This is a genomic window from Klebsiella sp. MBT K-1 (assembly GCF_002556465.1).
In the GTDB taxonomy this organism is placed as follows: Bacteria; Pseudomonadota; Gammaproteobacteria; order Enterobacterales; family Enterobacteriaceae; genus Klebsiella; species Klebsiella grimontii.
This window is the reverse complement of record NZ_PDEL01000009.1, coordinates 20,388-33,273: the sequence shown is the minus strand read 5'-3', so window position 1 is coordinate 33,273 and position 12,886 is coordinate 20,388. Positions and strand designations below refer to the sequence as shown.

At 55.6% G+C, this 12,886-nt stretch carries 12 protein-coding genes and 1 pseudogene; 6 read left to right on the top strand and 7 right to left on the bottom strand.

What is annotated here, in order from left to right; all coding sequences use genetic code 11:
• Positions 1 to 61: 61 nt before the first annotated feature.
• From hutH to hutI, 5 genes and pseudogenes are all read right to left on the bottom strand, one after another.
• Positions 62 to 1,585 carry a histidine ammonia-lyase gene (hutH, locus tag CMQ96_RS14815; protein ID WP_024360149.1) on the bottom strand — a complete coding sequence of 508 codons (1,524 nt, stop codon included), beginning with the start codon at positions 1,583 to 1,585 and terminating at the stop codon, positions 62 to 64.
• Positions 1,582 to 3,270, bottom strand: coding sequence for a urocanate hydratase (gene hutU, locus CMQ96_RS28900; protein ID WP_024360150.1), 1,689 nt, complete (start codon positions 3,268 to 3,270; stop codon positions 1,582 to 1,584). The genes hutH and hutU overlap by 4 nt, the downstream gene beginning before the upstream one ends.
• A gap of 143 nt (positions 3,271 to 3,413) precedes the next feature.
• Positions 3,414 to 4,139, bottom strand: a complete 726-nt coding sequence (locus CMQ96_RS14805) for a histidine utilization repressor (protein ID WP_004134948.1) — start codon at positions 4,137 to 4,139, stop codon at positions 3,414 to 3,416.
• A 53-nt stretch (positions 4,140 to 4,192) separates the two neighbouring features.
• On the bottom strand, positions 4,193 to 5,149 hold the full coding sequence (gene hutG / locus CMQ96_RS14800; protein ID WP_049086684.1) for a formimidoylglutamase: 957 nt from the start codon (positions 5,147 to 5,149) through the stop codon (positions 4,193 to 4,195).
• Positions 5,146 to 6,443, bottom strand: a pseudogene (hutI, locus tag CMQ96_RS14795) (imidazolonepropionase). Before hutI ends, hutG begins: the two are co-directional and overlap by 4 nt.
• 150 nt (positions 6,444 to 6,593) lie before the next feature.
• On the opposite strand from hutI, the gene CMQ96_RS14790 reads away from it, so the two are divergent.
• The 3 genes from CMQ96_RS14790 to CMQ96_RS14780 all read left to right on the top strand — a co-directional run bounded on the left by CMQ96_RS14790 (position 6,594) and on the right by CMQ96_RS14780 (position 9,124).
• Positions 6,594 to 7,877: a putative acyl-CoA thioester hydrolase gene (locus CMQ96_RS14790; protein ID WP_098066981.1), complete on the top strand. Its 1,284-nt coding sequence runs from the start codon at positions 6,594 to 6,596 to the stop codon at positions 7,875 to 7,877.
• Positions 7,878 to 8,292: 415 nt separating this feature from the next.
• The gene (locus CMQ96_RS14785; RefSeq protein ID WP_004134960.1) at positions 8,293 to 8,511 is read left to right on the top strand and encodes a hypothetical protein; all 219 of its coding nucleotides are present in this window, start codon (positions 8,293 to 8,295) and stop codon (positions 8,509 to 8,511) included.
• A 58-nt stretch (positions 8,512 to 8,569) separates the two neighbouring features.
• Positions 8,570 to 9,124, top strand: coding sequence for a LuxR C-terminal-related transcriptional regulator (locus tag CMQ96_RS14780; protein ID WP_098066980.1), 555 nt, complete (start codon positions 8,570 to 8,572; stop codon positions 9,122 to 9,124).
• Between the two features lie 94 nt (positions 9,125 to 9,218).
• On the opposite strand, the gene CMQ96_RS14775 is transcribed toward CMQ96_RS14780, so the two are convergent.
• Together CMQ96_RS14775 and CMQ96_RS14770 are read right to left on the bottom strand one after the other, a co-directional pair.
• A complete protein-coding gene (locus CMQ96_RS14775; RefSeq protein WP_004134962.1) occupies positions 9,219 to 9,950 on the bottom strand; it encodes a MerR family transcriptional regulator in 732 nt (243 codons plus the stop codon).
• 186 nt (positions 9,951 to 10,136) lie between these two features.
• Positions 10,137 to 11,360, bottom strand: a complete 1,224-nt coding sequence (locus CMQ96_RS14770) for a diguanylate phosphodiesterase (RefSeq protein WP_024360154.1) — start codon at positions 11,358 to 11,360, stop codon at positions 10,137 to 10,139.
• Between the two features lie 335 nt (positions 11,361 to 11,695).
• Here CMQ96_RS14770 and ycgZ point away from each other — a divergent pair, with 335 nt between their 5' ends.
• The 3 genes from ycgZ to CMQ96_RS14755 all read left to right on the top strand — a co-directional run bounded on the left by ycgZ (position 11,696) and on the right by CMQ96_RS14755 (position 12,704).
• Entirely contained in the window at positions 11,696 to 11,941 is a 246-nt protein-coding gene (ycgZ, locus tag CMQ96_RS14765) for a regulatory protein YcgZ (RefSeq protein ID WP_004134967.1), read from the top strand.
• Between the two features lie 118 nt (positions 11,942 to 12,059).
• The gene (locus CMQ96_RS14760; RefSeq protein ID WP_029669930.1) at positions 12,060 to 12,383 is read left to right on the top strand and encodes a hypothetical protein; all 324 of its coding nucleotides are present in this window, start codon (positions 12,060 to 12,062) and stop codon (positions 12,381 to 12,383) included.
• Between the two features lie 54 nt (positions 12,384 to 12,437).
• Positions 12,438 to 12,704, top strand: a complete 267-nt coding sequence (locus CMQ96_RS14755) for a biofilm development regulator YmgB/AriR family protein (protein WP_004134971.1) — start codon at positions 12,438 to 12,440, stop codon at positions 12,702 to 12,704.
• Positions 12,705 to 12,886 lie beyond the last annotated feature (182 nt).

Here is a 12,886-nt window from a genome sequence, read left to right as displayed (position 1 = left end):
GCGTGTAGGGCGGCCGGGAAGAAGCGATCTTCCCGGCGCGGGTACAGAGAACAGCGATGGTTTAGAGCACGGCGGGCAGCAGCCGCGTCAGATGACGCGCCGCCAGAAGCGCAATGGCGTTTTCGATATCCGGGGCGAAGAAACGATCCTCGGTGTAATGGGTGACCCGTTCGCGCAGCAGGTGCCGCGCCTCTTCCAGCAGCGGGCTACTGGTCAGGCCTTCGCGCATATCCAGCCCCTGTACGGAAGCCAGCCACTCAACGGCCAGCACGCCGCGGGTATTTTCCGCCATCGCCCACAGGCGACGCCCGGCGGCTGGCGCCATGGAAACGTGGTCCTCCTGGTTGGCGGAGGTCGGCAGACTGTCCACGCTGTGCGGATGCGACAGCGCTTTGTTCTCGCTGGCCAGCGCCGCCGCCGTCACCTGGGCAATCATAAAGCCGGAGTTGACGCCGCCGTTTTTCACGAGGAAAGGCGGCAGCTGCGACATATGGCTGTCCATCATCAGGGCGATGCGGCGCTCGGAGAGCGAGCCGATCTCGGCAATCGCCAGCGCGATATTATCCGCCGCCATCGCCACCGGTTCAGCGTGGAAGTTACCGCCGGAAATCACGTCATTCTCGCTGGCAAATACCAGCGGGTTGTCGGATACCGCGTTGGCTTCCACCAGCAGCACCTCCGCCGCCTGGCGAAGCTGGGTCAGGCAGGCCCCCATCACCTGCGGCTGACAGCGCAGAGAATACGGGTCCTGCACCTTGGTGCAGTTATGGTGCGACTGGGAAATAGCGCTGTCGTCGGTCAGCAGATGGCGATAGAGCGCCGCGGCGTCAATCTGCCCGCGCTGGCCGCGCGCTTCATGAATACGCGGGTCAAACGGCCGGCGCGACCCGAGCGCCGCCTCGGTGGTTAACGCCCCGCAGACCACCGCGGAAGAGAACAGATCTTCGGCTTCGAACAGGCCGCGCAGGGCAAACGCCGTCGAGGCCTGGGTGCCGTTGAGCAGCGCCAACCCCTCTTTCGCCGCCAGAGTAATCGGCTCAAGCCCCGCCTGACGCAGCGCTTCCGTCGCCGGCAGCCACTCCCCGCCGCGCACCCGCGCTTTCCCTTCGCCAAGCAGGGTTAAGGACATATGCGCCAGCGGCGCGAGATCGCCGGACGCGCCGACCGATCCCTTCGCCGGGATCCACGGCGTCACGCCCGCGTTGACCAGGCCAATCAGCGCCTGGATCACGCTCAGGCGAATCCCGGAAAAGCCGCGCGACAGGCTGTTAATTTTCAGCACCATAATCAGACGCGCGAGGTCGTCATCCAGCGGTTCGCCCACTCCCGCCGCGTGCGACAGCACCAGCGAGCGCTGCAGGTTTTCCAGGTCTTCGGTAGAGATGCGGGTTTGCGCCAGCAGGCCAAAACCGGTGTTGATGCCGTAGGCGGTGCGGCCTTCCGCCAGAATGGCGTTAACGCAGGCGACGCTGTCATCAATCGCCGCGAACGCGCTTTCGTCGAGGGCGAGCTTTAGCGGCTGGCTGTAGACGTCGCGCAGCTGCGACAGGCTGAGTTGACCCGGAATCAGTGTTAAAGCGTTCATTTAGCGTGCCCCTGCGTTGCTGCCACCATCGGAAGATTCAAACCTTGTTCTGTCGCGCACTCAATCGCGATATCGTAACCCGCATCGGCATGGCGCATCACGCCGGTCGCCGGATCGTTGTGCAGCACCCGGGCGATACGCGCCGCCGCTTCATCGGTACCGTCGCAGACGATAACCATGCCGGAGTGCTGCGAAAAGCCCATCCCTACCCCGCCGCCATGGTGCAGCGACACCCAGGTCGCGCCGCTGGCGGTGTTAAGCAAAGCGTTGAGCAGCGGCCAGTCGGAAACGGCGTCGGAACCATCGCGCATCGCTTCCGTTTCGCGGTTCGGGCTGGCGACGGAGCCGGAGTCAAGGTGGTCGCGGCCAATGACAATAGGCGCGGAGAGTTCGCCGCTGCGCACCATTTCGTTAAACGCCAGCCCCAGCTTCTGCCGCCACTCGAGGCCTACCCAGCAGATACGCGCCGGTAGTCCCTGGAAGCTGATACGCTCGCGCGCCATATCCAGCCAGTGGTGCAGGTGCTTATCGTCTTTAACGATCTCTTTCACTTTAGCGTCGGTTTTATAGATGTCCTGCGGGTCGCCGGACAGGGCCACCCAGCGGAACGGGCCGATGCCGCGGCAGAACAGCGGGCGGATATAGGCGGGTACAAAACCGGGGAAAGCAAACGCGTTGTCAACGCCCATCTCCTGGGCCATCTGGCGAATGTTATTCCCGTAGTCAAACGTCGGCACGCCCATGTCGTGGAAAGCCAGCATCGCCTGAACGTGGTCAGCCATTGAGCGCTTCGCCGCCAGGATAGTGCCCTGCGGGTCCGACTCGGCTTTAGCCTGGTACTCTTCCCAGCTCCAGCCTTTCGGCAAATAGCCGTGCAGCGGGTCGTGGGCGCTGGTCTGATCGGTCACCATATCCGGGCGCACGCCGCGCTTGACCATTTCCGGCACGATGTCGGCCGCGTTGCCGCACAGGGCGATAGAGATCGCCCGGCCTTCGGCGGTGTATTTTTTGATGCGCGCCAGGGCGTCATCCAGCGACGTCGCCTGTTCGTCAACGTAGCGGGTACGCAGGCGGAAATCGATACGGCTCTGCTGGCATTCAATATTCAGCGAGCAGGCGCCCGCTAAGGTCGCGGCCAGCGGCTGCGCGCCGCCCATGCCGCCCAGACCTGCTGTTAATACCCAGCGCCCCTTCAGGCTGCCCTGGTAGTGCTGGCGCCCGGCTTCAACGAAGGTTTCATAGGTGCCCTGCACGATGCCCTGGCTGCCGATATAGATCCAGCTGCCGGCGGTCATCTGACCGTACATCGCCAGCCCTTTAGCATCCAGTTCGTTAAAGTGTTCCCAGGTTGCCCAGTGCGGCACCAGGTTGGAGTTGGCGATCAGCACCCGCGGCGAATTTTCATGGGTTTTGAATACGCCCACCGGCTTACCGGACTGCACCAGCAGGGTTTCGTCGCTCTCCAGGTTTTTCAGCGCCTTCACGATGGCGTCGTAGCATTCCCAGTTGCGCGCCGCGCGCCCGATACCGCCGTACACCACCAGCTCATGCGGGTTTTCGGCGACATCCGGATCGAGGTTATTCATGAGCATACGCAGCGGAGCTTCGGTCAGCCAGCTCTTCGCATTTAGTGTCGTGCCACGCGGTGCACGGACGTCCTGCTGGCGGTATTTGCTTTGCGACATCGGGGGTTTCTCCTGACAATTAACGTTGTGTACGTAGATACATATACTTGTCTATACAAGCATGCGCAAGCCAGGATTTAACACAAATGATACATTTTTGTTATATTGCGTCAGCAATCACGTTTTGCCGACGCGCAGTAAGATCAGGAAGCAAAATGGCCCTGCAGACGGTAGCGGCTGCCGGGGAAAAGCAGACGCGCGTGGGAGACGATATGGGTAGTGGACCAGGTGCGGCGGCGGATCAGCAGACAGGGGTCGTGCGCGTGAATGTGCAACAGCGCGCACTCCTCAGCCGTTGCCTGCACCGCCTCGACAATATGCTCCCCTTCGGTCAGCGGGGCGATGAGCGACAGGTAGTCGTGGGGCGTGGTGGCGGTATAGTCCTGACGCAGATAGTCCGGCACCACGGCGGCGTTGACGCAGCGGTCCTCAATCTGTACCGGGACGTCGTTTTCAAAATGCACCATTAGCGAATGGAAAATCCGCGTACCGGCGGCCACGTTCAGCGCCGCGGCCTGAATCAGGTCGGCCTGCGTTTCCTCCAGCAGCAATACTTCACAGCGGTGCTGATGATGACGAGAGGCAATTTCTTCGGCGATGCTGCGCACTTCAAACAGCGCCGACTGCCCTTTCGGCTCTGCGACAAACGTCCCTACCCCCTGTAATCGCACCAGCAGGCCTTCATCAGTCAGTTCGCGCAGCGCCCGATTGATGGTCATCCGGCTAAAGCCAAACTGCGCCACCAGTTCCGCCTCCGAAGGAATGCGATCGTGCGGACGCCAGACGCCGCTGTGGATCTTTTCGCTGATAGCCTGTTTCACCTTTTCATAGAAAGGCGCAGGCGCGGAACGAGGTTGCGATGAGAACATGGCCGGGCTTCCTTGTGCGAATGGGCGCGAAACGTCCAGAATATACTGAATCGCTACTGCCACCAATGGGCGATTTGCCACGCCAGACGCGCTGCCGCGCGGGCTCCCTGGCTATCAATATCGTACTGCGGGTTAAACTCCACCAGATCCACCGCCTGGAGCTTACCGCTGCGGCACAGCGGCTCGACGATGCGCAGCAGCGTGGCCAACGGGATGCCGAGCGCGGCAGGCGCGGAGACGGCGGGCATTTCGCGCGCGGGCAGCACGTCGAGATCGATAGTCAGATACAGGCGATCGTAGCGGGCGATATTACGCGCGAGTTCCGGGATCGCTCGCGCTTCGAAAGCGTTAAGCACATCGAGATCTTCGATAATCGTCACCCCGCGGCGGGCGGCCTCGTCCAGCAGCGCCTGGGTATTGGCGGCGCGGCTCACGCCGATGCAGGCGTAATGAAAAGCGCGCCGCTGCGCTTCGCAGGCCAGCGCCAGCTGACGGAATGGCGTACCGGAGCTGGCCCGGTCGGCGATACGTAAATCCAGATGCGCGTCAAGATTAATAATGCCGACCTCCTCCCCGGGAAACGCGTCCAGAACCCCGGCGCCGTGGCCGAAGGCCGTCTCATGACCGCCGCCGAGGACCAGCGTACGCTTGCCCGCGCGTTGGCAGGCGGTTACCGCTTCGCGCAGCGCCTGCTGCGCTGCCTCCAGCGCGTCGTCCGCCACATGGATAGTCCCCATATCCACGCAGCGGTCATGTCCGTCATGGCTGGCCATATTGGCCAGCGCCCGGCGCAGGGTTTCCGGCCCCCTTTCAGCGCCGGTGCGCCCTTTATTGCGCCGAACCCCTTCATCACAGGCAAATCCCAGCAGGGCAATGTCGCCAGCCAGCATCTCCGGCTCAAAACGCTCGGCCCGGACGATAGTCTGAAACAGGCGCAGCGCGTTGGCCGCCTCCGCGCTGTCGTCGCGTCCCTGCCAAAGCGCGGCGGGGGTAGGTTGCCATAGCTTCATACGATTTCTCCACGAACGACGCGCTGCCAGAGCGGACTGCGCCCGGGCTCATAAACCATCTCCACCGGATGCTCCGCATCCCAGATAGCGAAATCGGCAACAAAGCCCGGCGCCAGCTGGCCGTGGCTCGCCTGGCGGCCCAGCGCCTGCGCCGCATGACGCGTCACGCCTGCCCACGCCTCCTCCGGCGTTAAGCCAAATTTCACGCAGGCCATATTCATCGCCAGATGCAGGCTGGCAAAGGGGCTGGTGCCGGGATTGTAGTCCGTCGCCACCGCCATCGGGACCTGATATTCACGCAGCAGTTCAACCGGCGGCCTGCGGGTTTCGTTAAGGAAATAGAACGCGCCGGGCAGGAGCACCGCCACGGTGCCGCTGCGGCTCATCGCCGCCACGCCTTCCGGCGTCAGGTATTCGATATGGTCGGCGGAAAGACCGTGATAGCGGCTCACTAATTCGGCGCCGCCCAGCGAAGAGAGCTGCTCGACGTGTCCTTTTACCGGAATACCCAATGCCTGGGCCGTGCTGTAAATCCGTTCCGTTTGCGTCGGGCTAAAGCCAACGTTTTCGCAGAAGGCATCGACGCTTTCAAATAGCCCCTCTTCCCACAGCGTGGGTAGAATGGTTTCACACACCAGATTGATATAGCCGTCCGGGTCGCCTTTATATTCCGGCGGCGTGGCGTGAGCGGAGAGCAGCGTTGGCGAAACCTCGACGGCATGCGTCGCGGCAAGCTGCTGTACGACCCGCAGCATTTTGCGCTCGTTTGCGAGATCCAGCCCGTAGCCGGATTTAATCTCGAGCGTAGTGACGCCTTCGCGCAGCAGACGAGCCAGCCGCTGCCGGGCCAGCGCCAGCAGTTCGGCTTCGCTGCTATCGCGGGTGGCGCGCACGGTCGCGTTAATGCCGCCGCCGTTGGCGCTAATGGTCTGGTAGGAGACGCCGTTGAGGCGCTGCTCCCACTCCTGCGCCCGGCTGCCGCCGAAGACCAGGTGCGTATGGCAATCAATCAGCCCCGGCGTAAGCAGTCTGCCGCCGAGATCAATACTCTGCCCTGCGGGCGCCTCGCCTTCTGGCACAATCGCTTCGATACGTCCGTTGCGTACCAGCAGCGCATGATGATCCAGCAGGCCGTAAGGCTGAGAGGAACGGGGATCGAGTGTGGCAAGGCGGGCGTTTCGCCAGATTACGCGTTCGGAAAGGGTGTGTGTCATAGCCGTCAACTTGTCATGGGTTGTATAGACATTTATTTTGATCCCGCGCGAAATGTCAACCCGACAGCGGCGAATGTTATTTATTTGTGATCAAAAGCGATCCATTCCAGCCGCTCGCTATGTAAAGGAAACAACTTTTTTGCGCTACATCTTCCCGTTTCGCTTAAGTTGGTATAAAACAGCAGGCTTTAAAGGACTTATCCCCTTAATTTATTCTTGCCCGGAGCAATATGAACACATATTCCGTTTCCCGCCTGGCGCTGGCGCTGGCCTTTGGCGTGACGTTGTCCGCCTGTAGTTCGACGCCTGCCGATCAACAGCCCTCAACGCAGACTGCGCCGGGCACGGCCTCTCGTCCTGTTTTAACCGCCGATGAGGCGAAGAACTTTTTACCGGCGAGCTATTTCCAGTCTCTCGATCCGAACGCCGCTGCGTGGACGCCGTCCGCCATCAGCCTCCCGGCGCAGCCGGATTTTGTCGTTGGGCCTGCGGGTACCCAGGGGGTAACCCACACCACCATTCAGGCCGCGGTGGATGCAGCGATTACCCGCCATTCTAATCGTCGCCAGTTTATCGCCATTATGCCGGGCGAATATGCCGGCACCGTCTACGTGCCGGCGGCACCCGGCGCGCTGACCCTGTACGGCACCGGCGAGAAGCCGATTGACGTAAAAATCAGCGCCGCAATTGATTCAGAAATGGATCCGGTCTCCTGGCGTCACCAGGTCAATCCGGGCGGTAAATATATGCCGGGTAAACCGGCCTGGTATATGTACGACAGCTGCCAGAACAAACGTACCGCCACCATTGGTGTGATGTGCTCAGCGGTTTTCTGGTCGCAGAACAACGATCTCCAGCTGCAGAACCTGACTATCGCCAACAACCTCGGCGACAGCGTAGACGCGGGCACCCATCAGGCCGTGGCGCTGCGTAGCGATGGCGATCGGGTGCAGATTAACAACGTGAACATCCTTGGCCGCCAGAACACCTTTTTCGTGACCAACAGCGGCGTACAAAACCGCCTGCAGGATAACCGTCAGACCCGTACGCTGGTCAGCAACAGCTATATAGAAGGCGACGTCGACATCGTTTCCGGCCGTGGGGCGGTGGTGTTCGATAACACCGACTTCCGCGTGGTCAACTCACGCACCCAGAAAGAGGGTTATGTCTTTGCTCCGGCGACCCTGAAGAGCGTGACCTACGGCTTCCTCGCGGTGAACAGCCGCTTTACCACTTCCGGCGATAACGTCGCGCAGCTGGGCCGTTCTCTGGACGTGGACGGCAACACCAACGGCCAGGTCGTGATTCGCGATAGCGTCATTAATGAAGGCTTTAATGTTGCCAAACCGTGGGCTGATGCCGTCGCTTCAAACCGTCCGTTTAGCGGCAACACCGGTACCGCGGATGCCAAAGGCAACCCGCAGCGTAACCTGAACGACGCAAACTTCAACCGCATGTGGGAATACAACAACCGCGGCGTGGGAAGCGTTGTCGTCTCAGAGCCGAAGCAGTAACGCTCAAACCGAAAGGGGGAGCCCTTCCCCCTTTGTCTTTCTGCTTTACCCTCTCCCTTCTCCACCGCCCTCACCCGCGCGCCATCATCGACACGACCGCCCGTCCGCCGCAGAACGCCGCTATGTACAACTTTTTCACATTATCTTTACAAAAAATAACTAATAAAAACAATTTGTTATTATGAGGTGTTAAAAAAACAAACTAAATGTACAAAATTAATTGGTAAAAATTGTACATCCTGAAAATCGTGACTATAGTTATTACGTAAGTTTTAAATCCTGCATTACAGCATTCTTATGATTTAAAAAAATGCGCACCATTTCCTTTGAGATGGTGAAGAACCGTATCGCAAAGATGATGGCTATCCACATCTTTGTTTGGTGATTTATTGCCTAATATGACTCGAGATATACCATGCAGACTAAAAACACCATTCCCGCAGAGTTTATTGCAAACTCGGCTTTGCTGAAAAATATCGAACATATGGTGCAGGCCCAGACGCAGAGTGAAGCCGTCAGCCACGATCGTTTAATCGTTGAGGTGCAGCGTCGCCTGAATATCGAGAAAAATGAAATTCTCGCCGACTTATATATCCAAACGCTGCATATGCTACGCGCCAAAAGTCATCACTAAGCGTGATATGTGATTTGTTAAATTAAGCCAGCATTAACATTTCTGCCTCGGAGGACAAATGAACAACGACAAGCAAGGTCACTTTTTTAATCATTACGATCTTTGGATTAACAATAACCTTCTTCGTCAAGGATTACACCTGGTACTGGATTCGTTATCACCAGGCTGTTTTCATGGAAAATATGTCTTTTTCACCAGCGATAACTATTATGCGGTGCTCAATCATCATTATGATCGCAAAAGAGTTCGTTTTGTCCTGCTCACCGATGGCAATGATTTAAACTTTCTGAGCGAAATGCCGATGTACAGAATTCCTGCGCGCGCCACGCCGGCTGAGATAAAATCTTTTATTCTCCGCCCTACCTTGTTCGGTAAGAAGCCTGACAGGGAATCAGAAAATATTATTTTTACCAGTCGTGAAAAAGAAGTGATTCGTCTGATGAACGATGGCGAAGCGATGGTAAATATAGGGAAGTCGCTGAATTTACATATTAAAACAATTTATCAAATTCGCCTGACCTTAATTAAAAAACTTGGCTGCTCGGGCCGGACAGATTTTTTTAATATTAGCCGCAGCGAAACATTTAAAGCCTGGACCCAGCGCAATTTCTGACAGTTTACCGAACGGCCAACCTGGTCACGCATCGGGAAGACAAGCGGCGGAATAACATCTCTAAAAATGTTCCGCTGCTAACCCCCTCTCTCGCTTACTCTCCGTGAAACTCGATAGTGTAGCCCTGGCTTTGCCAGTGGCTCAGTAATTCTGCCTGCAAAGGGGTCAGCGCGCGGCCAGTCCAGACAAAAATATGCTGTCCGGGGAATAATTCCGGGCGGGGAGAGTCAAGCGGCTCTGCCAGCACGTTGACGTGCCAGGCGCGCTGCGATAAACGCCACGCTTCCAGCCACAACCGGGTACGATCTTCGTTTCCCCAGCCAACCAGCAGGGTCTCTTTACCCACCTTTTTGCGCGACTCCGCAAGAATAAGCGCCACGCAATCAATCAGGATACCGTCCAGCATACTGATGATGGCCAGGGAGGTGTTCTGATCGAGATTGAGCTTGCTGCGCACCGGGACAAAAAGCCGGTCAATAAGTTTATCTACGGGATATTCATGGCTGAGAGACATGATGCGGGTACGTAATTTCGCGGGCTGTACAAGTCGCAGAAGAGACATCATCTCTTCCTGGAGCAGAACGGCTGCGTCGTGCGATTCAGGCTGCTGGCCTTCCAGTAGCGCCTTTACCTTGCCAACCGAAACCCCCCGATCGATCCAGCGTTTGATTTCCTCAATGCGCTGAACGTCCTCCTCGTCAAACTGGCGGTGCCCTCCCTCGCTTCTCTGCGGCTTGAGCAAACCATATCTCCGCTGCCATGCACGCAAAGTCACGGGGTTGATTCCGCAACGTTCGGCAACTTCACCGATGCTGTAATATGCCATTAGCGCCCTCTAACCTGAAAATACTTTCCCGACTAAATTAACTAATTTAGCCAGGTTGTACAATTAACTTTTCTTGTACAGTTAAAATAAACAGGTCGGACGCCAATGTACAGGTCAAAAAAGAATAATTATTTTACCGTTCACTACGTTTTTTTACGTAAACATGCACTCCACCGCAGAAAAAATTTAAAGAAGCTCCCACGCTGTTTTTTTCTCAGGCCATGCTACCGCGGGAATTCCCCCCAGACACGGTCTGGCAAATAAATTACCCTGGAAATGGATAATGCCCGCAGACTCCAGCCACATCCACTCCTCCGGCTGCTCAACGCCCACCGCTGAAATGGCGATTTCCAGCGAATTACAGCATTTAATAATGGCCTGCACGATGGCCTGTTTTGGGCCGTGCTTATGGATATCTTTGACCAATTGGCGATTAATCTTAATGCGGTCCGGCTGAAACTGGGCCAGCAGCAAAAGCCCGGCAAATCCGGCGCCAAAGTGATCGATCGCCACGCGAATTCCCGCGGACTTGAGCTTTCGTACGGAATCGGTGAATTCATCAACGCGGGAAATGGCTTCACTCTCGGTGAATTCCACGATAATTTGTTCTGGAATCAAACCATTGGATTCAATTTCCGCCAGCAGAAATTCGACAGCCCCGGGAATATTAACCAACGTCATCGGTAGCAGGTTAATCGACAGAGTGCGTCCACGCAGGCGCAGACGTCCCGCCATAGCAAAGGCAATACGCTTGCTGAGGAGGTCCGTCGAGTACATTTCCTCTCGCGACAGCCCATCAAAATAGACCGCCGGCGATTCGCCGGAAGGGGTACGCAGCAGCGCTTCCACGGAGACGATCTCTTTCGCAAACGGGTCGATAACCGGCTGGAACGCGAAACTGCATTCGGCCCGCGCCAGCGGCGTATCAGGATACGAGGCTTCCCCTTCCGTCACAAAATCCCAACTTTCGGCCGCTGGAATCTCGTAATAGTTCTCCTTTTCCGTTGCTTCCACGAAGGTACGGAAAAAATGGAGCGCTCTGTCGTCATAGGTGAGTTGATATTTCGTGGTCCCTTTATCCAGCACAACCTGCAGCACTTCATCGCGGTCATACTCTCGTAAATCAAAGAGTTCCATACCTATTTTGCCAAAGCGCCGCGTCGGACCATGATCCCTGAGTAGTTCAACAAGATTATGGTGCCGCGGGTCTGTGCAGATACGGCGATAAATTCCCTCGACCTTCTCTTCAGGCCCTTCTAATAATTGAAAAAAATGGGTGCCGTTAAAAAGCAAAATACCCGACACCTCTTCCTGGCCATTTTTTACATTTGCTTCAGCAACCATGCTGTCAAGCGATTTAATTGACACGTTGTCGCAGATATGGCTGCGATAAATGATGGTAGTGAGCATGAAATTTCCGACAGAAGAGATAAAAACTAATGAGATATTACAGTAGCAGTTCCACCGCAATAAGTCCTGTAAAACAACCGGTCTTATTAACAAATAATTTACATTAACCAACTCATTTCACTGCGATTCTTGCCTGCCTGTACACCTGTACAAGCCGTACATCTTATGCTGACGATACCCTTACGACAACAAAGATTAAAATGCATTTAAAATCAATAAGTTATAAAAAATATTAAAAAACTTAACATATTTTTTTCATTTTTTATGTACAAGTTGACGATCATTGTATAACTTTAATCGCAAGTTTACTGATGATTGAACTGACAGGAGCACATATGCAGCAGAACGGTTACATTCCTGACACGGCTAACGCTATTGCCCACTACTTCAATAAAGCGTCACTGCCTTCGCAGCAGGAAACATTAGGGCAGATTGTTATGGATATCCTTAATGAAGGACGGAACCTCAATCGCAAATCTCTGTGTACAAAACTGCTGGGTCGCCTTGAAGTCGCTTCTGGGTCTGAAGAAGAAATGCATTATCAAACGCTGATCGGCCTCCTGTTTGAGAACCAGCAATAAAAGTTCCGCCGGCTATCTGGTGATTTAAGTCGTTACTGAATGAGGAAATATAAGGGATGGGCCAGAATCTGACACGGATTACCGGCTTGCGACTAAATTCCCAGTCATGGAGATGACGATGATCAGAGATACAGTTATGAATAGCGATGATTTTGATCCATTAACAGATTTACTGATTGGAGAAGCGGTCTTATCCCTACTTAAAAGTAAGGGGCCTATAAGTCAACAGGCGCTGATCGGTAAACTCCAGGCTATGCAGGCGGGAGAAATGGATTCAAAGCGGCGGAACGCCCTGGGGCGTATTATCGATGAAATCAGTAACAGGGTAGCTCGCCGTAGTAAGAAAATAACTCTGGGTACTTCAGGCGCTAAAAATAATTGGGCTGAACTAAATGCTTTATTAGGTTCTCCCCCGCGGCCTGGTACAAATAAAATCCACTGACCCTTCGCGGTCAATCTTTTAACTAACACAGTAGAGAATATGATGAGACAGACTATGCATCAGCAACCGGATATTTACGCAGGCCTGAACGATAACGCACTCTCTGAATATTTCCGCAACGCAGGCGACAGGCTGATCGATGAATCCGCGGTCATGTCGCTGGCTATCAGCAGTATTCTTGAGTCTGAAGGACATCTCAGCAACAAGGCGATTATTCTGTGGTTAATTACCGCTCTCGAGACCACCCGCGACGTGGTAACCGCGGACGTCATCCGCAAAACTCTGGAAATCGTCGTCAGCTATACCATGGATGATATCTAATTTATTAACCGCTCCGCATTAAACAGGGAAGTCGCATATCGCGAACCGAGGGATTATTTTATTACCAAAGCGGTGGGTATATGTTAAATCCCCGCGCGGTGTCATTTTTTTAAAACTCGCCCCCGACATCAGATCAATTATCTGAACGGGGCGAGTTTTAAATCAAGATAAGTATGCTAACC